This window comes from Rhizobium viscosum, assembly GCF_014873945.1.
In the GTDB taxonomy this organism is placed as follows: Bacteria; Pseudomonadota; Alphaproteobacteria; order Rhizobiales; family Rhizobiaceae; genus Rhizobium; species Rhizobium viscosum.
This window is the reverse complement of the sequence record NZ_JADBEC010000001.1, coordinates 3,221,312-3,246,418: the sequence shown is the minus strand read 5'-3', so window position 1 is coordinate 3,246,418 and position 25,107 is coordinate 3,221,312. Positions and strand designations below refer to the sequence as shown.

Genomic DNA, 25,107 nt, shown 5'->3' with positions numbered 1-25,107 from the left:
GAAGATGTTTTGACGAAAAGCGCCGCCATAGTGCGGCGCTTTTCTTTTGGCCACACCTCAGCCCGCCTTCTTCTCCCAGGGCATGGGCCTGGCACCTCCGCCCTGTTCGAAATCGGTCGACTGGCTGACGACACGCCAGGTGCGATCGGCCTCCATTCGCGCCGCATCCGCCCTTTCCACCGCTGCGGCCGCATCGCTGCCAAGCAGCAATCGTAGCGGCGGCGTATCGAGCGAAGCGATATGCAGCACCGCGGCGGCCGCCCTGGCCGGATCGCCGGGCTGGCGGCCATTATAATTGCGCTGATATTCCGCCATGGCACCGACCGTTGCGGCATATTCCGGGCGGCCTTCGTAGATCGCCGTTGATGAACCGGCGAAATCCGTGCGGAAGCCACCGGGCTCGATAATCGTCACCTTGATGCCGAGTGGCCCGACCTCTTTGGATAGCACCTCGGAAAAGCCCTCGACACCCCATTTTGCCGCCGCATAGGGCGCTCGCCCCACCGGACCGATCCTGCCGCCGACGGAGGAGAACTGGATAATGTGCCCTGTCCCCTGCCCGCGCATGATCGGGATAGCCGCCTTGCTCATGATGATAGTGCCGAAGAGGTTGGTCTCGATCTGCGCCCGGAAATCTGCAAGGCTCGTATCCTCAATCGGTGCGACATTGCCGTAACCGGCATTGTTGACCAGCACATCAAGCCGGCCGAATGTTTCGACCGCGCTCTTCACAGCCGCGTCCCCCGCCGCCTCATCGGTCACATCGAGCGGCAGGGTCAGAACGTGTTCCCCATATGCTTCAACGAGATCGGCAAGCTGGCCCGGATCACGCGCCGTCGCAACCAGCTTGTCGCCGGCGTCAAGCACGGCATCCGCCAACGCCCGGCCAAGGCCGCGCGAACTTCCTGTAATCAACCAAACCTTCGACATGGGAAACCTCCTTTTCGGTTCCCGCTCCATTTAGGATCTGTTGTTTCCAATAGAAAGAAGGTACCTTGGAGATCTATACATACCTGAAAGTAACTACGATGAATGACGATATCTTCGATTTCTGCCGCAACATGAGCGACGAACAGGATGCGCGAGCCCGGCAGATGCTGGAACGCGCCGCTGCGAAATGGCCGCTGCGCGTCCTGCACGTGCTTTCCGAGGCCGATGGCCCCTTGCGGTTTTCAAGGGTGCTGGAGCGGGTGGAGGATATCAGCCAGAAGGTTCTGACGCAGACCCTGCGCACGCTCGAAAGCGACGGCCTCGTCATCCGCACCCTCTATCCGCAGGTGCCGCCGCGCGTGGAATACGAGCTGACGCCGCTCGGCCGCGAATTGCTGACGCAGGTCGTCTCGCTGTGGCGCTGGATTGTCATCCACCTGAATGAATTCGGCGCCCCCACATCTGCGTCCAGAAGCTAGGCTGGAATACGCACCGTCGCTCTCAGCCCGCCAAACGGACTGTCGCCAAGCGTGATATTGCCGCCGTGGCTGCGCGCGATATCCCTCACGATGGCAAGTCCGAGACCGGTGCCCGAAGCATCGAGATTGCGTGCGCTATCCAGCCGGAAGAATGGCTTGAACACATCCTCCCGGTACTTCTCCGGAATGCCGGGACCATTGTCATCGAAGACAATAGTCAGCCATTTCGCACCATGCTTGGCCTCGATATGGAGCGTGTCGGCATAGCGCCGTGCATTCGAGGCGAGATTGGTCACAAGTCGCAGGAAGGCATTGGGGCGCACCGAGATATGGTCCTCGCCCTCGATGGAATAGGTCAACTCCTTGCCGTGAAGCTCGAAATCGATCTCGAGCTTTTCGAAGATCTCGCTGAGCTTCAGCTCGCCGACATCCTCCTCCACCTCGCCCTTGGCAAAGGCCATATAGGCCTCCAGCATGGTCTGCATGTCGTTGACGTCTTCGTTGAGTCCGGCAAGATCAGGGTTGTCCCCGGCGAGCGCCAGCTGCAGCTTGAAACGCGTCAGGATGGTTCTAAGGTCGTGGCTGACGCCTGAGAGCATCGCGGTGCGCTGCTCCATCTGCCGTTCGATACGCTCACGCATGAGAATGAAAGCAAGGCCGGCCCGGCGAACTTCGTCAGCGCCGCGCGGATAGAAACTATCGGCCTTCTGTCCCTTGCCGAAGTTTTCCGCCGCCCGCGCCAGATTGAGGATCGGCCGGATCTGGCCGCGCAGGAACAGGATCGAGATGGCGATCAGCACAAGTGACGCGCCGACCATCCAGAGAATGAAAATATGCGTGTTCGATGCATAGGCCTGACTGCGTTTTGTGATGACGCGCAGGATGCGGTTGTCGAGCTTGATGCGGATCTCGATAAGATTGGAATTGCCGACCGTATCGATCCAGAACGGCCGGCGGATTTCATCGGTGATCTCGTCGCTCAGAATGCCGTCGAGAATCGAGAAGAACGGCTTTTCGCGCGGCGGCGGCAGATCTCCATCCGGCTCGATCGAAATCTGCAGGTTGAGCTGGTCGCGGGCAATGCGAGTTATATCGCTGTAATCGGCATCCTGCGGAAAGGTGTCGATAATCTCGATGATGGCGGCGATATCGCGGGTCACGGCGAGCGACAGCCGCTCCGTCACCATCTGCCAGTGACGCTCCATGAAGACCGCTGCGACGACCGACTGCAGAAGCACCATCGGAATGATGATGATGAGCAGCGAACGCGTATAGAGGCCCGTCGGCAATCGCCGGCGCAGCCAGCGCACAAACCAGCGCCAGCCGGGTGCAGGAGAGCGGTCTTCCCGCCGCAAGCTGTCGAATGTCACCATTTGCGCCGGTCCCGAACCCGTCGTTTCAGTCGATGCTCAGCCTGTATCCGATACCGCGCACTGTCTGCAGCCAGACCGGATTGGCGGGATCATCCTCAATCTTGCGGCGCAGACGGTTGATCTGCACGTCGATGGTACGTTCGCCGACTTCAGCATCATCTCCGATCAACTCGTGCCGCGGGATCGTGTCGCCGGCCCGACGGGCAAAAAGCAGCATAATCTCCTGCTCACGGTCCGTCAGGCGGATCACCTCCGCAGCCTTCTTCAGCTCCTTGCGCGTCAGCGAGAAGGTGTAAGGCCCGAACATGATCTGCTCGATCTTCGGCGTGTCGCCGCCGCTGTTGCGCCGCAGGATGTTGTTGACACGCAGGACGAGTTCGCGCGGATCGAAAGGCTTGGGAAGGTAATCGTCGGCGCCGGCTTCAAGCCCGGCAATACGGCTGTCGGATTCGGCAAGCGCCGTCAGCATGATGATCGGCACGTTCTTCACGGCCCTGAGCCCGCGTGTCACCTCGATGCCGGATTCGCCCGGCATCATCACGTCCATGATGATGAGGTCGAAATCGAGCCCCGCCAGCTTGCGCTGTGCCTCCGCCCCGTCAGAGGCAATGGTCACGCGAAAACCGTTTTCCGTCAGGTAACGGTTCAGCAACGCGCGGATACGGGTATCGTCGTCGACGACGAGAAGATGCGCCGCGTCATCGGAAATGCCTGTCTTAACCGCCATTCAATCCGCCTTCTGTCTGTCTCGCATGCCTCTGAGGAATGCCTTTACGCCCTCTCGCGCCTCCGGGGTAGCGCCCTCGAATGCCCGTTCAATACGGCGTGATTGGGGCTCGGCGAGCGCCAGTGCCAACTCCCTGCCCGATTTGGTGGGGTAGAGCTTGCGCTGTCGGCGATCCTCCGGGCCTGCCACCTGCCGAATATAGCCTGAATCGATCAGTTGTTTCAGCACTCTTGCAAGGCTCTGCTTGGTGATCTTCAGCGTATCGAGCAGATCGGCGACCGTCATGCCCGGATTTCGGTTGACGAAATGCACGACGCGGTGATGCGCCCGCCCAAAACCACTCTTTTCGAGAATGGCGTCGGGATCGGATACGAAGTCACGGTAAGCGAAGAAGAATAGCTCGATGATCTCGAAATCGATGATCCCGACATCCTCCATCGGCGTGGCCAGCGGTTCAGGTTTGCCTGCTTTCGAGCTGGTCTGTCGTGGCACTCGGCATTTCCTCTCTCTTGGCGCGAGCCTTGCGAAGTCTTCGCAAAATATGTCGGTTTTGGTGACGTATTTTTGCGTCGCCGCTAGCTTCCCCGAACGTTGCAGGCCCCGCGCGGACTGTTCTTTCCCTGAAAGCTAAAGCCCGCTCGGCAAATCTCCAACGCAACGCGCAATTTCCCCTTGCATCAGTGGATAGAACGTAATGGGGACAACAATCAACAGCCATGGCGCAAACGCGCCGGAGGCAGAGAGAATGGCTTCGTTTCTCGGAAGTTTACGTGCGGCCGATTGCATGACGCGGGGTGGTGAGGTGATGAACGCTTCCGCCTGGGCGAAAACGCATCAACGTGGTGATCGCCTTCGTCAATAATGGCGCCATTCACGCGCCAACCTGGATTGCTTCTTGAACGGCATCACCTGCCGAACCGTGATTGAGCTCGCCAAACGTCGCAGCATCGAAGTCGTCGAACGAGCACTCTTCCCGGAAGAGCTGAGCAGCTTCTCCGGACGCTGCCAGACCGGCTTGAAAGCGGAGGTTGCTGCCGCATCCAAAATCGGCCGGTATTGCTTCACGCCGGCGACGATCTCCGAAACGCTGGCGAACAACTACATGAAGGAAGTTTGTTCGACCGCTGCCATCGCCGCCGAACAAACCATCCAGCGATTATGCCGATCCGGCCAGGCGCGTGCGTCTGCCGAGCCGTTTCGTTGTCCAGCGTCCAGTCCGTCCGAACCTTCAGCGTGCCTTGGCCATGACCAGCCCGGCGACCGACGAAAGGATGCCGCCGCCAATCAGCCCGCCAATGCCGTCTGCGATCAGGCCGGTCATTGCTGCCTCACCGCCGACCATGCTGAGAAGCATGCCGCCCCCAATGCCGCCGATGGCGCCCGCAATCGTGCGCGCAACGACATTGATCGCCTGCTGTTTCAGCGCAGCACTTGCGACATTGCCGCCGACGGCCCCTGCAACCAGTTGTGTGATGAGCGGAAGTAGCGCTTCCATAATTTTCTCCTCTGGCGATCTCCCCGATCGCCGACTCATGCCATCACCGGATGGCATGTTAGAATATTATCATATTTACGAGGAGAAGTAGAGAATTCTGGCAACCAGTGCGAGAGCGCTGCGAATGGTCGCAGAAAGGACAAAGGCGGCAGCATGCCGCCTTTCCCATAGGCTTATTGGTAGACATAAACGATACGGCGCGTACCCGGATCGACCAGCACCGGCCGATCGTTGATGCGGACATAGCGATACTGGTAATCCGGAATCGTCTGGAATGTCACGTCGGCGGGCACTTCAGCACCGACGACCACATCACCGCCAAGCCGCACGGCCTGCCCCGGCGTTGTGTCGATATAGGTGCGAACTTCCTCCGGCGGCGTAATCGCCTCAACCGAGCCGACCGGACCGATCAGCTCATCACCGGGTGCAGGCATCGGCTGTGCCGGCACGACGCTGGAGGTCGTCTCATAGGTCACCACTGGCACGCCAAGATCGTCGCGATGCTGCTCGACGATGACTGGCGAGCCGCCCTGATCGACCTGCAGATATTCGGCATAGACCCAGCCGCGCACGCCGTTTACATCGACCCGGCACCAGCGGCTGCCTTCGATGCAGCCGTCGAGCACGGCAGTCGAGCCGCGGGTGGCAAGGCCGACGGTGGGATATTGCGGGCCGGGTCCGGAGCGGATGTTCAGGTCATTGATGGACGTCGCCACCATCTCCGCCTGAGCAAGGCCGGCACTCGCAGCCAGAAAGGCGCCGGCCAGCAAAAGGTTTCTCTTCAAGGTCATTATAAGGTCTCCTTGTTGCGATGGGCTGACAACGCACGGGTTGCGTGGTTGTTCCGCCGCGGTAGACGTGGCCGAAGAATGGCACAAAGAAGACCGCAGCAAGCATCTGAAATCCCTTCAAAAATCAACCCAGAAGCAGTGCCGCGCCGCTCTCCGTAAGCCGATAAATTCCTGTTGCAGCCTGTCGTTTTCGCGTGAGCCGGCCGAAAATTCCGGCTGCCTTCGGCGGCGTTTGCGCCTATAGAGACAGGCAATTGAAAGACACGAAGCGAGGCATTCATGGGCATGCTCCAGGCCGGCATCATTCCGGTGACACCCTTCCAGCAGAACTGCACCATTCTCTTCGACCCCGATACGAAGGAAGGCGTGGTCATCGATCCCGGCGGTGACGTGCCCGTTATTGCAAGCGTGATCGAAGAACATGGTCTCAAGATCAAGGAAATCTGGCTTACCCACGGCCATCTCGATCATGCCGGCGGCGCCAAGGAGCTGAAGGAAAAGCTCGGCGTCGATATCGTCGGCCCGCATGAGGACGACCTGCCGCTCCTGCAGCGCATCGAGACCCAAGCCGAGAAATATGGCGTCCAGGGCCTGCAGAACGTCACGCCTGACCGCTGGCTGAAGGACGGCGACAAGATCTCCTTCGGCTCCCACGAATTTGAGGTCTATCACACGCCGGGCCACGCGCCGGGCCACGTCATCTATTTCAACCGCGCCCAGAAATTCGCCCATCTCGGCGACGTGCTCTTCAACGGCTCGATCGGCCGCACAGATCTGCCCGGTGGCAATCATCGCCAGCTTCTCGATTCCATCCGGGACAAGGTGCTGCCGCTCGGTGACGATGTCGGCTTCATCTGCGGCCATGGACCGGGCAGCCGCATCGGTGACGAACGCCGTGAAAATCCCTTCCTGAAGGAGATCTGAGCGTGAAGCATATGAGCTGGCTGAACCCGCCACCCTTCTTCGAGGAGCGCGACGGTGCGCTCCATGTCCGCTCCGGCGAAAAGACCGATTTCTGGCAAGGCACCTATTATGGCTTCCACCGCGACGACGGCCACTTCCTGCATGAAAGCCGCAAGGGTGACTTCACCGCCGAGGTCACCTTCTCCGGCAACTACGAAGCGCTCTACGATCAGGCCGGCCTGATGATCCGCGCCGATGAGAAGCACTGGATGAAATGCGGCATCGAATATACCGATGGCGCCAGGCATTTCAGCACCGTGGTTACCAACGGCAATTCCGACTGGTCAGCCTTCCGTATCGGCCATGACTTCGATGCCATCTCGGTCCGCGCCACCCGCAACGGCGACGCGCTGTTCATTCAGTACAGTACTGACACCATGGATGAATGGCGCATGGCCCGCCTCGCCTGGTTCGATCCGGCTCTCGAGGACGTGCTGGTCGGCCCCGTCTTCTGTTCACCGCAGCGTGCCGGCTTCGAAGCCGTCTTTCACGATTTCACATTGAACGATCCGCTCTCACGCGACATTCACTGAGGCTGCTTGAATGATGCCGGTCGACGATAAGGAAGTGTGACGGCCTACATCAGCCTCTGGCCGTTCGGCACCGGCCGCTCGACAGCCGCAAGGACAATATCGCCCTTCTCATCGGCAAAACCGAGTGTCAGCACTTCCGAGCGGAACGGGCCAATCTGGCGCGGCGGAAAGTTGACGACTGCGGCCACTTGTCGTCCGACGAGCCGTTCCGGCGAATAATGAACCGTGATCTGCGCCGAAGATTTCTTGACGCCGATCTCGGAGCCGAAATCGATCAGAAGCTTGATCGCCGGCTTTCGTGCTTCCGGAAAGGGATTTGCCTCGATGATGGTCCCGATACGGATATCCACACGCTCGAAATCAGCAAAAGCGATCTCTTCAGCCATGACAGTCTTTCTCAGCCGGCGAGCTCTTCGGCACGCTTGCGCGCAGCCTCGAGCGCCTCGTCGAACAGCGGCTGCATGCCATCTTCAGCCATCAGTACGGAAAGTGCAGCAGCGGTTGTGCCGCCCGGCGAGGTGACGTTCTGGCGCAGGCGCGCAGCGTCGTCGGGGGACTGGTGCAGCAGCTCACCAGCCCCCGCGACAGTTTCCCGCGCAAGACGCATGGCAAGGTCCGCCTGCAGGCCAAGTTTACGGCCCGCTTCTGCCATACACTCGACGAGATAAAACACATAAGCAGGCCCGCTGCCCGATAGCGCCGTCACGGAATCGATATCGGATTCGGCGGGCACCCATTCGACAGGGCCGGACACACGAAGAAGAGCATTGACGCCGTCGCGCTGTTCCGCGCTGACACGTGCATTGGCAAAAGCGCCGGTCACGCCGCGCCCGACCATGGCAGGCGTGTTCGGCATCGCGCGCACCATGGCCGCCTCGCCGAGATGTTTTTCGAGGAAGGCGAGCGTCTTGCCGGCAGCGACCGAAACCACAACCGTCTGAGGCCCGACGAGACTTTTGACCGCCGGAAGCACGGCTTCCATTACCTGCGGCTTCACGGCAAGGAACAGAACCCCGGCCTTGAGATTGGCGGGAGCGGCCGTGACATGGGAGGCACCCGCATCGGCAATGGTCGCCAGCATCGCCGGCGATGGGCCGGGATCGACGACGATCACGGCAGAGCCCGGAACGCCGCTCTTCAGCCAGCCGGAGAGCATCGCTCCGCCCATATTGCCGGCACCGATGAGAACGACCGGATTGGCAGCGGAAAAGGCACTCGCAGGCATGTTTTACGCCTCACCGACGGTTTCAAACAGGACCGCTTCCATCGCCTTATTGGCTTCCATACCGGACCAGACGACGAACTGGAAAGCTTGATAGTAAGCTTCGCAGGTATCGAGCGCGCTGGAAAGCAGAACTTCCACCTGACGGTTGGTAGGCTCCGCACCGCCGGCAAGCAGCAGCGACTGGCGGAAGATGACGACATCTTCCTGGCGCCAAAGGTCGAAATGACCCATCAGCACCTGGCCGTTGATCGCCGAGAGCAGTTTCACGACCTCGTTGACCCTGATTTCGGGAACCTTGATGTCGAAGGCGCAACCGAGATGCAGCGCTTCGAATTCCTCCATCCACGAGAAGGAGACGTGATAGTCCGCCCAGCGACCTTCGACCGTCATCGCGATCTCGTCTTCGCCGGAGCGCTCGAATGCCCAGTCATTGTTTGAAGCCACGTACTCGATCATATCGACCGGGTTCGACTGGCGTTCGACTTCCAATTCCATAAGGCTCATGCAGCACCTTCTTGACCGGAATGAATGCGGCCTAACTTCGTGAAAAACACAAAACGAGACACACGCAATACCGGAAACAACCACTGGGGATGATCGCTGAACCGCTGCCAGACTAACGCAGTGAACCTGCCCGGAGCTTACCAATTCGCTTCGAATCATCATTTAAAATCAGTGTATAATGCCCCTTGCGACCTGCCAGCCCCCTTCACGGAAATTTGGCCGGACCTGCTGTGGAAAGCACTTATGGAATCAAATTCAGCGGGGGAGGTAAAAGACTCTGCCCATTGGCTTTTTTGGCAGTGTCCACAGGTGGAAATTACACCTGATTTTTTTCATCGGAGATGCGGCATGTTACATATGAGCCACGCCGCACCTTATACAGCATCTTATTTAAGCTGATATCACTTGCCCTTCGCGGCGAGCTTGGCTTCAAGCGCAGCGATGCGGGCTGCGAGCGCCTCGTTTTCGTCACGGGCCTTGATCGCCATTTCGCGCACAGCTTCGAACTCCTCGCGCTTGACAACATCCATGCTGTTCAGCCAGCGTTCGGCATGGGCATTGAAGGCTGTCTCGACCTCCTTGCGCACGCCCTGCGCGGCACCTGCCGCGTCGGTCATCAGCTTGGCGAATTCATCCATGATGCGGTTCGTTCCGGTCGTCATGGCGTATTTCTCCCTTCGCACGACGTGAATATCAGGCCTTGCAGCCACTGAAATGGAGGTAGGGCTTCGCCGTTGAGGATGCAAGCGCTTTGCACGGGATAAGCCCCTGCGCACGGGGCCGTGACGAACAATGCACTTGACCGTCAGAGATCGCGGAGCCATGTTCCGCGCATCTCAACGGGTAGGAAAACCTTGCCGATAGCTGCTGATCTTCTTGCTATAATGCCTTTCCCTAATATCGACCCGATCGCTTTTTCGATCGGCCCGCTGGCGATTCATTGGTATGGTCTGGCCTATGTCGCCGGCATTGTGCTCGGCTGGGTCTACGCCCGCCGCATTGCTGCAAACGATACACTCTGGCCGAACAATACCTCGCCCATAACAAGGGCCCAACTCGACGACTTCATCGTCTGGGCAGCCCTCGGCATCGTTCTCGGCGGTCGCATCGGCTACATTCTCTTTTACGATCTCGGCGCCATCATCGAAAATCCGATCCGCGCCATACAGATCTGGAACGGCGGCATGTCCTTCCATGGCGGCCTGACCGGCACGACGATCGCCATGATCCTCTTTGCCCGCCGCAACCGCATCCCGATCTGGAGCCTCTTCGATATCGTTGCGACGGTGGTGCCCTGTGGCCTGTTCTTCGGACGTATCGCTAATTTCATCAATGGCGAGCTCTGGGGCAGACTGACGGATGTGCCCTGGGCAGTCGTCTTCCCGACCGGCGGCCCCTTCGCCCGCCATCCGAGCCAGCTCTACGAAGCCGGCCTCGAAGGCGTCGTCCTGCTGCTCGTCCTTGCCGCGCTCGTCTACGGCGCCAAGGCCCTGAAGAGTCCCGGGCTCATCACCGGCGTTTTCGTCTGTGGTTACGCGCTCTCGCGCATCTTCGTGGAATTCTTCCGCGAGCCGGATGCGCAGCTCGGCTACCTGCTCGGCACCAGCTGGCTGACGATGGGCATAGTCCTGTCGCTCCCGATGATCCTGCTCGGCCTTTGGGCGATCTTCCGCGCCCGCCGCCAGGCTGCTGCCCTGCAGCACTGAAGCTCCGGAACGACCGCGATGACCACCGCATTAAGCGAAAAGATCAAGACGATCATCCAGGCAAACGGGCCGCTCAGCGTCACCGACTATTTTTCGCTTTGCCTAGCCGATCCCGAACACGGCTACTACCGCACCCGCGAGCCCTTCGGCCGTTCGGGCGATTTCGTCACGGCACCTGAAGTCAGCCAGCTCTTCGGCGAAATGATCGGCGTCTTCGTCGTCCACGCCTGGCAGCGTCATTCAACGCCGGCGGGTGTTCGGCTGGTCGAGATCGGTCCTGGTCGCGGAACGATGATGGCGGACATGCTGCGGGTGATTTCGCGTATCGCCCCGCCGCTCTTCGACAATATGACGGTCCATCTCGTTGAGACCAGCGAGCGCCTGCGCGATGTCCAAGGCCAGACACTGGAAGCCCATGAAGGCAAGATCAGCTGGCATGCCGGCTTCGACGAAGTGCCGCCGGGCTTCACCCTGATCGTCGCCAATGAACTCTTCGACGCCATCCCGATCCGCCAATTCATCCGCACCCCGACCGGCTTTCGTGAGCGCACTGTCGGCCTCGATGCCGATGGCGAACTGATGTTTGCGGCCGGCGTTGCCGGCATCGATCCGGCACTGTTGCCGGAGCCTGCGCAGAACGTGCCGGTTGGTACGCTGTTCGAGATCTCGCCCGCCCGCCAGGCGGTCATGAGCGCCATCTGCGAAAGGCTGCGGATCTTCAGCGGCACGGCGCTCGCCATCGACTACGGACATCTCGTCACCGGCTTCGGCGATACGCTCCAGGCGGTGCGAATGCACGAATTCGATCCGCCGCTTGCCCATCCCGGCGAAGCCGACCTCACAAGCCATGTCGATTTCCAGCAACTGGCGGAGACGGCAGCCGCTGCAGGCGTCCACATTAACGGCGCGCTGCACCAGGGTGACTTCCTGACCGGCCTCGGCATCCTCGAACGCGCCGCAGCCCTCGGCCGCGACCGCGAGCCGCATACGCAGCAGATCATCAAGAGCGCCGTCGATCGGCTCGCCGGTGCAGGTGAAGGCCGCATGGGCGAACTCTTCAAGGTGCTCGCTGTCTCCTACCCGGCGATCGACCTGATGCCGTTCCGTCCGGTGGATTGACAGGCAGCCTTGCGCTCGCCAACATCCGCCGCAAAATGACACCGCTTCGCCGGAAGAGATCCGGCCAGGATGACGTCGATCCCTCTCCAAAAACTGGAATATCACATGACAGACGCGGCCTCTCCAGCACCGATCGAAAGCGCGCTGCTGAATGAAGCGGCCGGCGGCTCGATCCGCCACGGCTATTTCACCCGCGCTGGCGGCATTTCACAGGGCATCTATCGCGGCCTCAATGTCGGCTTTGGCTCGCATGACGAGCGCGAAAACGTGCAGGAGAACCGCAGACGCGTCGCCGCCTGGTTCGATCTGCCGGTAGAACGGTTAGCAACCGTCCATCAGGTCCATTCGCCAGACGTCGTCACCATCGGGCCCGACTATAACGGCGACCGACCGCAGGCAGATGCCATGGTCACGGCTACGCCGGGCATCGTGCTTGGTGTGCTTGCAGCCGATTGCGGCCCGATCCTGTTCGCCGACCCTGAAAAACGCGTCATCGGCGCAGCCCATGCCGGCTGGAAGGGCGCACTGACCGGCGTGCTTGAAAACACCATCGATGCCATGGTGGCCCTTGGTGCTGACAGGGACAATATCGTCGCCTGCCTCGGCCCCTCGATCAGCCAGGCAAGTTATGAAGTCGGTCCGGAATTCGTCGAGCGCTTCCTCGCCTATGATCCGGCCTATGAGCGCTACTTCGTCCCCTCCCCTTCGGCGGGCCACGCGATGTTCGACCTGCCGGGACTGACCGTCGAGCGGCTGAAAAACGCCGGCGTGCGTGCCGAAAGCCTCGGTCTCTGCACTTATCCCGATAGCGAGCGCTTTTTTTCCTATCGGCGCACCACACATAAAAAGGAGCCGGATTACGGCCGCCAGATTTCGGCGATCAGCATCAGGGAGATGTAAGCAGCATGGCACTTCATTTCGAACGGGCTGAATTCGCAAGCCGGCTTGCCCGCCTGACGGACAAGATGAAAGAAGAAAAGCTCGACGCCCTGCTGCTTTTCGCGCAGGAGAGCATGTACTGGCTGACCGGCTACGACACGTTCGGCTACTGCTTCTTCCAGACGCTGGTCGTCAAGGCCGACGGCACCATGGCGCTGATTACCCGCTCGGCCGACCTGCGGCAGGCCCGGCACACCTCGGTTATCGAGGACATCCATGTCTGGGTCGACCGCGTCAATGCCGACCCGACGATGGATCTGAAGAACCTGCTGGTCGAAATGGACCTGCTCGGCACCCGTATCGGCGTCGAATATGACACGCATGGAATGACCGGCCGAATCTCCCGGTTGCTCGACTCGCAACTGACGACCTTCGGTCAGATCATCGACGCCTCCTACCTCGTCAGCAGCCTGCGCCTCGTCAAGAGCCCGACTGAGGTCGCCTATGTCGAGCATGCCGCCGTGCTGGCCGACGATGCGCTGGATGCAGCAATCCGCCTGACCAAGCCTGGTGCGGACGAGGCCGATATCCTCGCCGCCATGCAGGGCGCGATCTTCTCCGGCGGCGGCGACTATCCGGCCAACGAGTTCATTATCGGCTCGGGTGCCGACGCCCTGCTCTGCCGCTACAAGGCCGGCCGCCGCAAGCTCGACGCCAATGATCAGTTGACCCTCGAATGGGCCGGCGTTTACGCGCATTATCATGCCGCCATGATGCGCACGATCGTCATCGGCGAGCCGACGCACCGCCATCGAGAACTCTATAATGCCTGCCTCGAGACGATCCAGGCGATCGAGACCGTGCTGAAGCCTGGCCATACTTTCGGTGATGTCTTCGACATGCATGCCAGGATCATGGATGAGCGCGGCCTCGCTCGCCATCGGCTGAATGCCTGCGGTTACTCGCTCGGCGCGCGCTTCTCGCCGTCCTGGATGGAGCACCAGATGTTCCATGCCGGTAACCCGCAGCCGATCGAGCCGAGCATGTCGCTCTTCGTGCACATGATCATCGCCGATTCCGACACAGGCACAGCCATGACCCTCGGACAGACCTATCTGACGACCGGTGAAGCCCCGCGTGCACTTTCGCGCCATCCGCTGGATTTCATCGGGGTCTAACCTCCGCAATCACCGGCAAGAATCCGGAATTGACAGACAGGTCCCCCGACCCCCATAAATTCGCACGGGGCTGATGCTGACGTGGGAAGGACGAACCGAGGGATGACGCGAGTTGCGACTGCGCCCATGCTCCTGATCTGTCTTGCCTTGCTTTCTGCTTGCAACACGACCGATGCATTGACGCTCACGCCGCCGATGGAAATCGGCGACTCCTCGACGAGTCAGCGCTCATCCACACCGGTGACGCAGAGCGAAGCTGAGCGTATGGCCGGAGCGCCGCAACGGACCTTCCCGGCGGCACCCCGTCGGAACGACTATACGCCAGCCTACAGCGAGACCTATCCGACCCAGCCGAACTACCAGGCGCAGGCCTACCGGCCCGGCACCGGCGCTCCGCCGACGACCATGCAGGCCCAGGCCGATGCGCTTTCCCGTGATGGCTCTTCGCCCGCCGCCTCCGGACCGATCGCAGGCCAATCACTGGCGCCACCGTCCGCCGCCGAGCAACCGGCACCGCAGCAGCCGACGCAGACAGCGGCGCTTGATCCTTCGGTTTCGTCATCGACCTCGGTACGCGGCAATACAGTGCGTTTCCTGCCCATCATCGGTGCGCCCGTACAAGCCGTCACCCCGCTGTCCCGCCAGCTTGGCGCGGAGGCCCGCGCCCATGGCCTTGCCATCAAGAGCTCCAACGATACCAGCAGCGACTATATTCTAAAGGGCTACCTCTCCGCTTTCAGCGACGAGGGCAAGGTCACCGTGGTCTATGTATGGGATGTGCTCGACAATGCCGGCGCCCGGCTGCACCGCATTCAGGGACAGGAAAGTGTGCCGACGGCGGCGGCCGATCCCTGGGCCGGCGTGCCCGCCTCCGTGATGCAGCAGATCGCTTCAAAGACGATCACCGAGTTCACATCCTGGCGGCAAAGCCGGGGCGGTTAGTCACAAGCTTTTTATAAATATAAAAGTATGTGACGCCTTAGCCCTTGCATTCACCGGGAAGCTGGCTAAAAAGCGCGGCTATCAGCGCATAACAGGCGGACCAAGATGAAGGTTTTCGCAGGCAATTCGAACCGGCAACTCGCCGAAGCGATCTGCAACTATCTCAATGTTCCCTTAGGGAAAGCCAGTGTCCGAAGGTTTGCCGATCAGGAAATCTTCGTGGAGATCCAGGAAAATGTGCGCGGTGAGGACGTTTTCCTCGTGCAGCCGACCGCGTTTCCCGCCAACGACCACCTGATGGAGCTGCTGATCATGATCGACGCCATGCGTCGTTCGTCAGCCCGCCGCATCACCGCCGTCCTCCCCTATTTCGGTTATGCCCGCCAGGACCGCCGCGCCTCCGGCCGCACGCCGATCTCCGCCAAGCTGGTCGCAAATCTGATCACTGAAGCCGGCGCCGACCGTGTCATGACGCTCGATCTCCATGCCGGTCAGATCCAGGGCTTCTTCGATATACCCACAGACAACCTCTTCGCCCTACCCGTGCTGACGCGCGACATCAAGAGCCACTATGACCTCAGCAATGTCATGGTCGTCTCGCCTGACGTGGGCGGCGTGGTGCGCGCCCGCGCGCTCGCCAAGCGGCTGGACTGTCTTCTGGCCATCGTCGACAAGCGTCGCGATCGGCCCGGTGAATCCGAAGTCATGAACATCATCGGCGACGTCACCGGCAAGGACTGCCTGCTGATTGACGACATCGTCGATTCCGGCGGCACGCTCTGCAATGCGGCCGATGCGATGCTCGCCAAGGGTGCCTCCAGCGTCACCGCCTATATCACCCACGGCGTTCTCTCCGGCGGCGCGGTCACCCGCGTCACCTCCTCGAAGCTGCGCGAACTCGTGATCACGGATTCCATCCAGCCGACCACCGCCGTGCTTTCGGCCCACAATATCCGCGTCGTCACGACAGCTCCGCTGATCGGCGAAGCCATCAGCCGCACGGCCCAGGAAGAGTCCGTCTCCAGTCTCTTCGACTAAAAGAGCCGGCATTCGACCGGCTCTTTTGATCTTCGAACTGTAGTTCCCTGACCGCTGATCAGTGCTGTGCGGTCCTCAGAGATTGACCATTAACAGTCGCCGTGCCGTCCGCGCACCATTACCGTCCGAACTTTGGCGTCAGCAAAGCCTTTGGACATCATCACCCCAAGCCGACCTGGCTGAAATCAGGTGCCTTTCCTGTGACTTCCTGAACGGCAGCAATCGATTTGTCGACCAATGCGCCTGTGACACCAGACGCAAAAAGCCGGCACGAAGCCGGCTCTTTTCGTTTCAGGCTGCAGTTCAGAGCACTTATTGCGGCTGAACCTGCTCCGGTTCCTGCCCCTGCTCCTGGTCTGGCTCCAGCCCCTGATCTTGATCCTGATCCGGTTCCTCGGCATCCGGTCCCTTGATCTGCTGGCCGTTGATCGCCACGGAACCGTCGCCGGCAACGCTGATATCCCAGCGCGAGCGGCCATCCGGGTCCGTCTTGGCGAAGCCCTTGGCCATCATCATACCGAAGGAGACCTGCTGAAGGTTCGGGTCGCTCTTGGCAAGCTCCTGGATGGCTGCGATCGACTTGTCGAGATCCCGCGCCAGGACCGAAGCCTGAAGCGAATAATCCTTCTGCGTATCGACGCGGCCCTGCAGCTTGCCGGTGACGTCGATATCGTAGACATCCGAGACTGCTGTGAACTTCGGCAGGTCGACGACAACGACGCCGTCGTGGAAGAGCTTCTCGGCAGCCAGCTTGCCGCTTTCTTCCGAATTGTTGCCCGATGAGAAATCGATCTTCATGAACTCGTCGCCGAAAGCGGCGAAATCCATATCCGGCACGGCGATCTGCATATCGATGCTCTTCGGCAGGAAGGCATGGTAGCTCGCCGGCACGACCGGGCTGTCGAGCGTGACCTCCTCGGCATTCATCCCGAAGGCAAATCGAACTGCATCGCTCGGCCCGTCGACCGAGAAATTATAGCCGAAGGCCTTGGCGCCGCCACTTCCGGCAACGGTGCCGACCGCCAGATTATTAACCGTGATCGTTTCGTTGGCCGATGAGAACAGCGGAAAGGATGCCTTGAGGACGGACTTCAGCTTTTCGCCGTCTTCCTTGCTGAGCTCCTTCTCATCCGCATGATCAAGGACAAAGAAGACGATATCGCGAATTTCCTTCGCCGGCAGGCCGGCCACAGCGGCATTGAAGTCAATCGAATCCGCCTTGATGGTGACCGGCGGCGTCTGCGCGCTGGTAACTGTCTCCGACAGCGCCGTAAACGCGCCGCTCCCCTTGAAGTCCAGCCGGCCATTGCCGCCTGCGCTGTCGGTCGAATCGAGCCTGTAATTCATGCCGGCAAAGCTCGCATCGACCTGATCGGCCTCGGACTTCGACGTGAGGTGGATATCGCTGGCCTTGAAATCGCCGGAACGCAGATAGGCGATCGCCGGATCGAAGACGCCGTTATAGACCATCGAGGCAATGGAATAAGTGAAATCGGTGTTCTTGTCGTCCGGCCCCTTGACGTTGCCGGAGATGTTGAAGCTGTTGTTGCCTTCGAGATTCCAGAGCCCGCTGTCGAGCGGTGTGGCGAAGACCGACCAAGGCGTCAGCCCGTTTACCACGTACTTGGTCGTATCCACTTTTGAAAGCAGTTTGGCGAAATCGTAGATAACCTCATAGCGGGTACCCGCCGGGTTGACGGTCACGAAACCGCTCTTTGCGAAATCCTCGGGCAGGATGCCCGTCAGACTGTCGCGAAGCTTGTTCGCTCCATCCTGATTGATCTCAGCCCCTTGCGCTGCCCCGAACAGCGATAGGGCAACAAGGCTCGTTGTCGTGACAAGTTTGAGACGCATTCACATTCTCCTCAGCCGCTTTGAATGCGGCCATAGGAAGATCGGATATCTTCCGGTGTCAACCCAGCACGTTTGGACAAATGTTATTTTGCGATCACGGCCGAGAGTGAACATATCCTGCCCGGCGCTCCCGCACGCGAAGGCCCTCGATTCTAATCTCGCCCTGCGTCAGGCCGCAGTGTTGAGCGTAACCGATTGTTGTTCCATTCGCGCGGGGCGACCGAAATAGTAGCCTTGGGCCTCGTCACAGCCTTCGGATGTCAATAGTTCGAGCTGGCTCAGCGTTTCGACTCCTTCAGCAAGCACGGGGATCGACAGGCCGCGTCCCAGCGCTAGGATGGACCGAATGACCGCCTTTGCTTCCTGGCTGGTCTCGACTTCGTTCATGAAGCTGCGATCGAGCTTGATCTTGTCGAAGGGGAACGAGCGAAGGGTCTCGAGCGACGAATAGCCTGTTCCGAAATCGTCGATCGCGATCGCAACGCCCTGCTGCTTGAGCGCTCGCATAGCAACCAGCGCCTTGCTCTTGTCGACGATGATCGATGACTCGGTTATCTCAAGTTCGAGCCGCGATGCCGGTAGGCCAGTTTCCTGGAGGACGGTACGAACAAGCTCGGCTATGTTCGCATGGGCGATCTGAATGGGCGAAATATTAACGGCAATCTTGATGTCGTCCTTCCAACCGACCGCTTCCTTGCATGCCTCGCGAAGGACCCATTCTCCGATAGGCACGATCGCACCGCATTCCTCGGCAATCGGAATGAAATCGACGGGCGGGATGTTTCCGCGTTCAGGATGGTTCCATCTGAGCAGCACTTCGTATCCGGTCGTCTTGCCGGTCGCGACCGACTTCTGCACCTGATAGTGAAGGTACATCTGGTCGCGCTCGATCGCGACCCAGAGATCACGTGCCAGCCTTCTCCTGTCGCGCGACACTTCATCCATGGACTCTTCGTAGAAGCAGACATTGCGCCCGACCTCGTGTTTTGCGCGATACATGGCCAGATCTGCATTTGCGAGAAGCGTTTCGGCGTTTTCGCCGGCATCGGGGTAAAGTGCGACACCAACGCTTGCGCCGGGGACGATGTGATGCCCCTCGAAATCCATCTTCTCCATGAGCGTGGCTTCCAGCCGCGCAACGAAGTCGTCAAGCTCTGCCCCGTCATTGAAACGCTTCACAGCCGCAAACTCATCGCCGCCAAGCCGGGCGACGAGTTCCTCGTCACGCAGGATCCCGTTCAACCGCGCGGCCAATGTGCTCAACACGAAATCGCCTGCGACATGGCCCATCTGGTCATTGATTTCTTTGAATTTATCCAGGTCGATGCCAATCACCGCAACCTTGGTCGACAGCCTTTTGGCGATCGTCAGCTGATGTGAGAGGTAGTCGTTGAACGTGGGACGGTTCGGCAGACCGGTCAAAGCATCGTGCTTGGCCATGAAGGCGATTTTCTCTTCGCGCGCCAGCCGTTCGGTAATGTCTTCGAACGTTGTAACCCAGCCGCCATCCGCCAGAACATTGAACGTCGCAAGAATTGAGCGGCCGCTCGTCGTCTGATGCACCAGGGTCCTCTGGCCGGAGCGCATGGTCGCCATATGCCTGCGATAGTGATCGGTCGCCCTTGTATCTGCGGCATCACCGTCACCAAAAACGATCTGATAGCCACTGCGAACGATCTCGGAATAGGTAAGGCCCGGGCGAATGAAACTCTCAGGAAACCCGAAGAGCTGGCTATATCTGGCGTTTGCGAGGATCAGCCGCTCATTGCGGTCGAACATCGAGATGCCCTGGCTCATGTTCTCCAGCGCCAGATCGAGGTTCCTCGATACTTCCTTGATCCTATCCCCGTCGATTTTTGCCTGCGTGATGTCGCGGGTAATCTTCACGTACCCGATGAGATGGTGATTATCGTCATAGACGGGCTGGATGACGACATGTGCCCAGAACGAGGATCCATCCTTGCGAAAACGCAGCCCCTCCGCCTCAAACCTCCCATTGGCGAGAGCGGATTCGAGAGCTCTCTGCGGAAGACCATTCTGCTGATCCCCTGCGGAGTAGAACCGGGCGAAATTCTGGCCGACGATATCAGCGGCGCTATAGCCCTTGGCGCGTTCCGCCCCCGTATTCCAGTTCGTCACGACGCCTGAAGGATCGAGCATGTAGATTGCGTAATCCGTCACGCCCTGCAGGAGCAGCTCAAACCTGGTTTCGCTTGCGCTCGCCTGCTTGGCGGCGCGAAATGCAATGATCGATGCCGAAATGCCCGAGGCCAACATTGAGATCGATACGACGAGAATGGTCACCAGAAGAAACGGCTTGGAAAGCGCCTGCGGCTCGATCGCGTTTGCGCCCCCTTCGATGATCGTCAGAGCGCCCATCGCGGTGAAATGCATCAAAACGATGCCGAGCGACAGCGCAGACGCCGCAGCGAGAATGCTCCAGTTCGAACCCTTCCAGTTCTTCGTGAGTGTAAATCCCCAGGTCGCCATGGCAACCGATATGATCAGCGCAGCGATAACGAGATGCTTATCCCAGGCGATGCTCCCAGGAACCTGCAGGCCGGCCATGCCAACGAAATGCATGGCTGCGACGCCGACGCCAAAAACAAGGCCAGCAGCGATATTGGCCTGAGAAGGCGGAAGCGACACCGCGGCAAGGCCTGCCACAAAGGTAGAGGCAAAGGCCGCGCCGAGCGAAATAAGCGTCAGATCGCGATCATAACCGACGACGATGCCCGGATCATAGGCGAGCATGGCGACGAAATGCGTCGACCAGATGCCGAAGCCGCCTGCCGCTCCAGCCACGGAAAGCCAGATCCAGCGCGGCACGCCGTTTGACCTGCCAGCACTTCTCAGAAACAGGATCGTTCCGAGATTGGACACAAGGCATAGTACGGCAGCCAGAAGAACCAGCGTAAAGTCGTGTTGGTATGTTAGACAGTAAACGATCGCAAACATGAGAAAACCCATTCTTTTCAAGCCTGACATCGGTCTTGCCGCGTTAAAGAAGGGATAATCCGGCGCCTTCACCGGTAAAGTGGAACCTTCTGTTCGACTTTGTGATTAACGCCCGGACAACGAAGGCTTATCAGCGGTTTTTGGAACGGCTTGCAGAACACCAGGGATTGCATTTCCCGATCTTTCGGGTGTAGTGCCGATGAGGCGCGATCTTGGATACGGCCAACGGCATTGGTCCCCTCAAGAGGACCAGTTGCCGCCGCTTGCGTTTGCGCGACACTTATATTATAGGCCACGCGTCCGCGTAGACACCCTTGGAGGCAACGCGGATGAGGACGGGCCTGCCCGCCTCCGGTCCGACGGCACAAGGCTTCAAGCCCGCCGCGGGCTCTCCAAATAACCTCGAAAGGACTAGCCATGAGCCAAGAAACGTACGAGCTCAAGGCCGAGGCGCGCGAACGGGTTGGTAAGGGGTCCGCCCGTGAACTCCGCCGCAACGGCTTTATTCCCGCTGTCATCTATGGTGACAAGCAGGCCCCGATTTCCATCGCTATCAACACCAATGAGGTGACGAAGCGCATTCATGCCGGTGGCTTCATGACCACCGTTGCGACCATCGACGTCGACGGCAAGAAATACCAGGTTCTGCCGAAGGACTACCAGCTCGATCCGGTCCGCGACTTCACGATGCACGTCGATTTCCTGCGCGTATCCGGCAACACCCAGGTTACCGTTGAAATCCCGGTCCACTTTGTCAACGAAGAAAAGTCCCCTGGCCTCAAGGTCGGCGGCGTTCTGAACATCGTTCGTCACGAAGTTGAAGTTCACTGCCCGGCAAACGCGATCCCGGAATTCTTCACGGTCGACCTTTCCGGCCACAAGATCGGCGACAGCATCCATATTTCCGAAGTCACTCTGCCGAAGGGCGTGACCCCGGTTATCGCTGACCGCGACTTCACCATCGCAACGATCATTGCTCCGGCTGCCGGCATCGACGAAACCGCTGCCGAAGGCGAAGCAGAAGCCTGATCGCTTCTACCAATTTGTAAAGCATAAGGCCCGTTTTCCGTGAGGAACGCGGGCTTTTTCATTGCCGAAAAGGCCCATTTCAGCAACATTTAACACATTCATGGAAGCATGCTCCGGCTGGTCGCGAAGTTCCGCCCTGCTGCGTGACCGCAAAATATTCCGACCCCGTGGAGCAAACGGATCCATGAATAATTCCGTTGAGAACAGATTTTTTGCGATTGTTTGCGGCGCGCTGCTTGTTTTTGTAGCTCCCCTCTTTGTTCTTTTCCTTTTCCTTTCCTCCGAGCGCGCCGACAAGGAAATACGCGACCATATTTCCGTTCTTCTTGTGGCCAACGCCCAGGCGCTCGCCAAGCCGCTCTGGGATCTCGATGCTGACAGTGTAACCCAGATCAGCGCGACGGTTGTTTCACAGGGCGCAATCGTCAAGGTTGAGGTGCGCGACCAATCGGGCCAGCTCGACGTAAGCCAGTCGACCATTCCGCGCTCCTTCGATGGCAAGCTGGTTCAGGTTTCCCGCGCTATCATCTACAACACCGTCGACGGGCCGAAGAACCTCGGCAGCATTTCCGTCTTCTATCCGGCACTCGGCCTGTTTTCCGGCTTGAAGCAGGAAGAGGTCGTCTTCATCTCGATCTTCATTTTCGCGGTGCTGGCCGTTTTCGCGACAGCGCTCATCGGCAACCGTATCTTCGTTATCCAGCCTCTGATGCGCCTGACGGCTGCGATCGAGGCGACACGTCAACTCGGCTCCCGCCACCATGTCGACTGGCAGTCGAACGACGAAATGGGCCGCCTTGCCCAAAGCTTCAACGAAATGCAGACGAAGCTTGAAAACGAGGAAACCGAACTGAAGCTCGCACATCGCCGCGCCACCGACATCTATAACCTGACGCCCGCCATGCTCTTCTCCCTCGATGAAGAAGACCGCATCACCGCCGTCAGCGACTACTGGCTGTTTGCGACCGGCTATCACCGCGCCGCCGTCATCGGCCGGGATTTCTCCGATCTCGTCACGCCCACCACCCGCGACAAGTTCATCAAGCGCAAGAGCCAGCGTGAGAACGCCACCGGCGATGTCACCGTCAAGTTCGTCTGTATGGACGGCCGCATCATGGATGTGCTCATCATCGAATCCGCTCTCATGACTCACGGACAGGAAGGTCAGTCGCTCTCCGTCATGACCGACGTGACGGAACTGAAGGCCTCCGAAGATCGCAACCATCGCCAGGCGATCACGGACCATCTGACCGGTCTCCTGAACCGCCAGGGCTTTGAAGCCGTGCTCGATAGCAAGATCGCAGCCGCCGATGCCGCCGATCAGGAACTCGCCTGCCTCTTCGTCGACCTCGACCGCTTCAAGTGGATCAACGACAATATGGGCCACGCCGCAGGTGATGCTGCCCTTATTGAACTCGTGGAGCGGCTGAAGACGCTGCTTGCTCCCTCCGATGAAGCAGCCCGTCTTGGCGGCGATGAATTCGCCATCCTGTTACCGGCCAAGAATGCTGAAAAGCGCGCCCGCGCCATGTGCGACCAGATCGCTTCGATCTTCGAGACGCCCTTCGGTCCGGACATGCATCTCAGCGCTTCTATCGGTATCGCCATCTATCCTCGCCACGCTGCGACCGCCGCCGAACTGCTGCAGAAATCCGACATGGCCATGTACGCCAAGAAGCGCGACGGCAAGAACGGCGCACAGATCTTCGATAGCAGCATGCTCGACCACGCCCGCCGCCGCGCCGAGATCGAAGCGCATATCGAAGCCGGCCTCGCCGACGACTGGTTCGAGGCCTATCTGCAGCCGATCGTCAACCTGAACGGCCGCGGTATTGCCGGGTTCGAAGCGCTGATGCGCCTCAACCATCCACAGAAGGGTCTCATGCCGCCGGCCGAGATCATCAGCGTAGCCGAAGAGACTGCCAAGATCGTCCGCGTCGGCAACGTCATCATGGAAAAGGCAATCGCCAATCTGGCGAAGATTTCCCGCCTGCCCGGCATGCAGGGCACCTATCTCGCCATCAATTTCTCGCCGCTGCAGTTCGAACCGGCGCTCGCCGCCCGCCTTGCCGCCATTCTCGGCCGACATGGCATCCTGCCGGATCGTATCGTCGTCGAGATCACGGAAGCCGTGCTGATGCACGACAACCCGCAGATCCGCATGATCGTAACGGAACTGCGCCGTTTCGGCTGCCGTATCGCGCTGGACGATTTCGGTACCGGCTACTCGTCGCTGAGCTATCTCAACCGCTTCCCGGTCGACATCATCAAGATCGACCAATCCTTCACCCGCGCCATCAATGATGCTGACGATGACGTGCGCGAGAAGAGCCGCATGCTGATCGAAGGCATTACCACGCTGTCGCACAAGATGAACTGCACCGTCATCGCCGAAGGCGTCGAGACGGAGGAGGAGTGCGGCACGCTGCACCAGATGGGCCTCGATTATGGTCAGGGTTATCTGTTCCACCGTCCGCAGAATGCCGCCAGGCTGATCGAGGAATTGAGCAACTCACTCTCGGATGTGGCGCGCGCTTCATGAATTGACGAGATATGGGAGGTATCGCGATGAAAAAGCTGCTGCTTCTTGCACTTCTTACCCTGCCCTGTTTTGCCACGTCTGCCTCAGCCCAGACGATAGCCTTCGTGACCGAGGAATACGCCCCCTTCAATTACCGCGAGGGAAAGATGATCAAGGGCGCGACCGTCGAACAGGTCGAGAAGGTGATGGCCGATATCGGTGTCGGCTATACGCTCGACGTAATGCCCTGGGCCCGTGCCTTCAGCCTGGCCCGTTCGACGCCGATGACCTGTGTTTTCGCAACCGCACATAACGCCGCGCGCGACGGCCTGTTCAAATGGGTCGAGCCGCTCCTCGTCGACCGCAACATTCTGATCACCCGCAAGGGATCGGGTGTCTCGGCCGCAAATCTCGAAGACGCGAAGAAATACGTAATCGGCACGCAGCGCGACGACTACACGGAAGTGACGCTGAAGGAGAAGGGCTTTAACAAGCTCGACGTCGCCAGCGATTTCAACGCGACGCTGCGCAAGCTGCTTGGCGGCCGTATCGACATGATGCCGATCTCCGAACTCTATTTCGACAAACTGAAGGCCGATCAGCCGCTGGAAATGGTGACGATACTGTCCTCCCAGCCGATGGGAATTGCCTGCGAAAAGAATTTCCCGGACGATCTCCTGGCCCGCATGCAGGTCTCGCTGGACAGGCTGATCGCCAGCGGCGAACAGAAGCAGATCTTTCTGAAATACGGCCTGCATCTGCTGAAATGATCGGCCGCGTGCCGTTCACGCCCGCCTTTGCCACTTGACTTTGCCGCCGTTTCGCGGTGGTGAACGCCAACAGCTCTTGCAAGGAAGACAGGC

General features: G+C 59.7%; 25 protein-coding genes. 12 read left to right on the top strand and 13 right to left on the bottom strand.

Translation table 11 applies throughout. From position 1 onward, the window contains the following. Positions 1 to 57 precede the first annotated feature (57 nt). Positions 58 to 930, bottom strand: a complete 873-nt coding sequence (locus H4W29_RS15895; protein WP_192729760.1) for an oxidoreductase — start codon at positions 928 to 930, stop codon at positions 58 to 60. 98 nt (positions 931 to 1,028) lie between these two features. On the opposite strand from H4W29_RS15895, the gene H4W29_RS15890 reads away from it, so the two are divergent. Beyond that, on the top strand, positions 1,029 to 1,409 hold the full coding sequence (locus H4W29_RS15890; RefSeq protein ID WP_246517336.1) for a winged helix-turn-helix transcriptional regulator: 381 nt from the start codon (positions 1,029 to 1,031) through the stop codon (positions 1,407 to 1,409). Here the strand turns inward: H4W29_RS15890 and H4W29_RS15885 are convergent. From H4W29_RS15885 to H4W29_RS15860, 6 genes are all read right to left on the bottom strand, one after another. Further along, on the bottom strand, positions 1,406 to 2,782 hold the full coding sequence (locus tag H4W29_RS15885) for an ATP-binding protein (protein WP_192729758.1): 1,377 nt from the start codon (positions 2,780 to 2,782) through the stop codon (positions 1,406 to 1,408). The two genes, H4W29_RS15890 and H4W29_RS15885, sit on opposite strands and share 4 nt — an antisense overlap. 25 nt (positions 2,783 to 2,807) lie before the next feature. Next, on the bottom strand, positions 2,808 to 3,509 hold the full coding sequence (locus H4W29_RS15880; protein WP_007824352.1) for a response regulator: 702 nt from the start codon (positions 3,507 to 3,509) through the stop codon (positions 2,808 to 2,810). Beyond that, positions 3,510 to 4,001 (bottom strand): MarR family winged helix-turn-helix transcriptional regulator, encoded by a 492-nt coding sequence (locus H4W29_RS15875; protein WP_007824353.1) that lies wholly within the window; start codon positions 3,999 to 4,001, stop codon positions 3,510 to 3,512. A gap of 379 nt (positions 4,002 to 4,380) precedes the next feature. Continuing rightward, entirely contained in the window at positions 4,381 to 4,653 is a 273-nt protein-coding gene (locus H4W29_RS15870) for a hypothetical protein (protein WP_192729757.1), read from the bottom strand. A gap of 84 nt (positions 4,654 to 4,737) precedes the next feature. Further along, entirely contained in the window at positions 4,738 to 5,004 is a 267-nt protein-coding gene (locus H4W29_RS15865; protein WP_113323654.1) for a hypothetical protein, read from the bottom strand. A gap of 173 nt (positions 5,005 to 5,177) precedes the next feature. Then, positions 5,178 to 5,795, bottom strand: a complete 618-nt coding sequence (locus H4W29_RS15860) for a DUF1236 domain-containing protein (protein WP_192729756.1) — start codon at positions 5,793 to 5,795, stop codon at positions 5,178 to 5,180. Between the two features lie 279 nt (positions 5,796 to 6,074). Here H4W29_RS15860 and H4W29_RS15855 point away from each other — a divergent pair, with 279 nt between their 5' ends. Beyond that, positions 6,075 to 6,719: an MBL fold metallo-hydrolase gene (locus H4W29_RS15855; protein WP_192729755.1), complete on the top strand. Its 645-nt coding sequence runs from the start codon at positions 6,075 to 6,077 to the stop codon at positions 6,717 to 6,719. An 11-nt stretch (positions 6,720 to 6,730) separates the two neighbouring features. After that, entirely contained in the window at positions 6,731 to 7,291 is a 561-nt protein-coding gene (locus H4W29_RS15850; RefSeq protein ID WP_192730753.1) for a DUF1349 domain-containing protein, read from the top strand. Between the two features lie 44 nt (positions 7,292 to 7,335). On the opposite strand, the gene H4W29_RS15845 is transcribed toward H4W29_RS15850, so the two are convergent. The 4 genes from H4W29_RS15845 to H4W29_RS15830 form a co-directional block, all read right to left on the bottom strand. Next, positions 7,336 to 7,677, bottom strand: coding sequence for a tRNA-binding protein (locus H4W29_RS15845; protein ID WP_192729754.1), 342 nt, complete (start codon positions 7,675 to 7,677; stop codon positions 7,336 to 7,338). An 11-nt stretch (positions 7,678 to 7,688) separates the two neighbouring features. Continuing rightward, positions 7,689 to 8,516, bottom strand: a complete 828-nt coding sequence (proC, locus tag H4W29_RS15840) for a pyrroline-5-carboxylate reductase (RefSeq protein ID WP_192729753.1) — start codon at positions 8,514 to 8,516, stop codon at positions 7,689 to 7,691. A gap of 3 nt (positions 8,517 to 8,519) precedes the next feature. Further along, on the bottom strand, positions 8,520 to 9,020 hold the full coding sequence (locus H4W29_RS15835; RefSeq protein ID WP_007824374.1) for a type III secretion system chaperone family protein: 501 nt from the start codon (positions 9,018 to 9,020) through the stop codon (positions 8,520 to 8,522). Positions 9,021 to 9,421: 401 nt separating this feature from the next. Then, a complete protein-coding gene (locus H4W29_RS15830) occupies positions 9,422 to 9,682 on the bottom strand; it encodes an accessory factor UbiK family protein (RefSeq protein ID WP_113185736.1) in 261 nt (86 codons plus the stop codon). A gap of 192 nt (positions 9,683 to 9,874) precedes the next feature. Between H4W29_RS15830 and lgt the strand changes: the two genes are divergently transcribed. The 6 genes from lgt to H4W29_RS15800 all read left to right on the top strand — a co-directional run bounded on the left by lgt (position 9,875) and on the right by H4W29_RS15800 (position 15,882). Then, positions 9,875 to 10,726: a prolipoprotein diacylglyceryl transferase gene (gene lgt / locus H4W29_RS15825; protein ID WP_192729752.1), complete on the top strand. Its 852-nt coding sequence runs from the start codon at positions 9,875 to 9,877 to the stop codon at positions 10,724 to 10,726. A gap of 18 nt (positions 10,727 to 10,744) precedes the next feature. Beyond that, positions 10,745 to 11,845 carry a class I SAM-dependent methyltransferase gene (locus tag H4W29_RS15820; RefSeq protein WP_192729751.1) on the top strand — a complete coding sequence of 367 codons (1,101 nt, stop codon included), beginning with the start codon at positions 10,745 to 10,747 and terminating at the stop codon, positions 11,843 to 11,845. Positions 11,846 to 11,950: 105 nt separating this feature from the next. Beyond that, entirely contained in the window at positions 11,951 to 12,745 is a 795-nt protein-coding gene (pgeF, locus tag H4W29_RS15815; RefSeq protein WP_192729750.1) for a peptidoglycan editing factor PgeF, read from the top strand. A gap of 5 nt (positions 12,746 to 12,750) precedes the next feature. Further along, complete coding sequence (locus H4W29_RS15810; protein WP_192729749.1) at positions 12,751 to 13,902, top strand: M24 family metallopeptidase; 1,152 nt, start codon at positions 12,751 to 12,753, stop codon at positions 13,900 to 13,902. 102 nt (positions 13,903 to 14,004) lie between these two features. Beyond that, complete coding sequence (locus tag H4W29_RS15805; RefSeq protein ID WP_192729748.1) at positions 14,005 to 14,844, top strand: chromosomal replication initiator protein DnaA; 840 nt, start codon at positions 14,005 to 14,007, stop codon at positions 14,842 to 14,844. 105 nt (positions 14,845 to 14,949) lie between these two features. Then, on the top strand, positions 14,950 to 15,882 hold the full coding sequence (locus H4W29_RS15800) for a ribose-phosphate pyrophosphokinase (protein WP_183731561.1): 933 nt from the start codon (positions 14,950 to 14,952) through the stop codon (positions 15,880 to 15,882). 312 nt (positions 15,883 to 16,194) lie between these two features. Here the strand turns inward: H4W29_RS15800 and H4W29_RS15795 are convergent, their stop codons facing one another. Next, a complete protein-coding gene (locus tag H4W29_RS15795; RefSeq protein WP_192729747.1) occupies positions 16,195 to 17,736 on the bottom strand; it encodes a hypothetical protein in 1,542 nt (513 codons plus the stop codon). A gap of 168 nt (positions 17,737 to 17,904) precedes the next feature. Next, a complete protein-coding gene (locus H4W29_RS15790; RefSeq protein WP_192729746.1) occupies positions 17,905 to 20,694 on the bottom strand; it encodes a bifunctional diguanylate cyclase/phosphodiesterase in 2,790 nt (929 codons plus the stop codon). A 417-nt stretch (positions 20,695 to 21,111) separates the two neighbouring features. On the opposite strand from H4W29_RS15790, the gene H4W29_RS15785 reads away from it, so the two are divergent. The 3 genes from H4W29_RS15785 to H4W29_RS15775 all read left to right on the top strand — a co-directional run bounded on the left by H4W29_RS15785 (position 21,112) and on the right by H4W29_RS15775 (position 25,014). Further along, positions 21,112 to 21,723, top strand: a complete 612-nt coding sequence (locus H4W29_RS15785; RefSeq protein WP_192729745.1) for a 50S ribosomal protein L25/general stress protein Ctc — start codon at positions 21,112 to 21,114, stop codon at positions 21,721 to 21,723. A 184-nt stretch (positions 21,724 to 21,907) separates the two neighbouring features. Continuing rightward, entirely contained in the window at positions 21,908 to 24,265 is a 2,358-nt protein-coding gene (locus H4W29_RS15780) for an EAL domain-containing protein (protein ID WP_192729744.1), read from the top strand. A 26-nt stretch (positions 24,266 to 24,291) separates the two neighbouring features. Beyond that, positions 24,292 to 25,014: a substrate-binding periplasmic protein gene (locus tag H4W29_RS15775; protein ID WP_192729743.1), complete on the top strand. Its 723-nt coding sequence runs from the start codon at positions 24,292 to 24,294 to the stop codon at positions 25,012 to 25,014. The last annotated feature ends 93 nt before the right edge of the window (positions 25,015 to 25,107 follow it).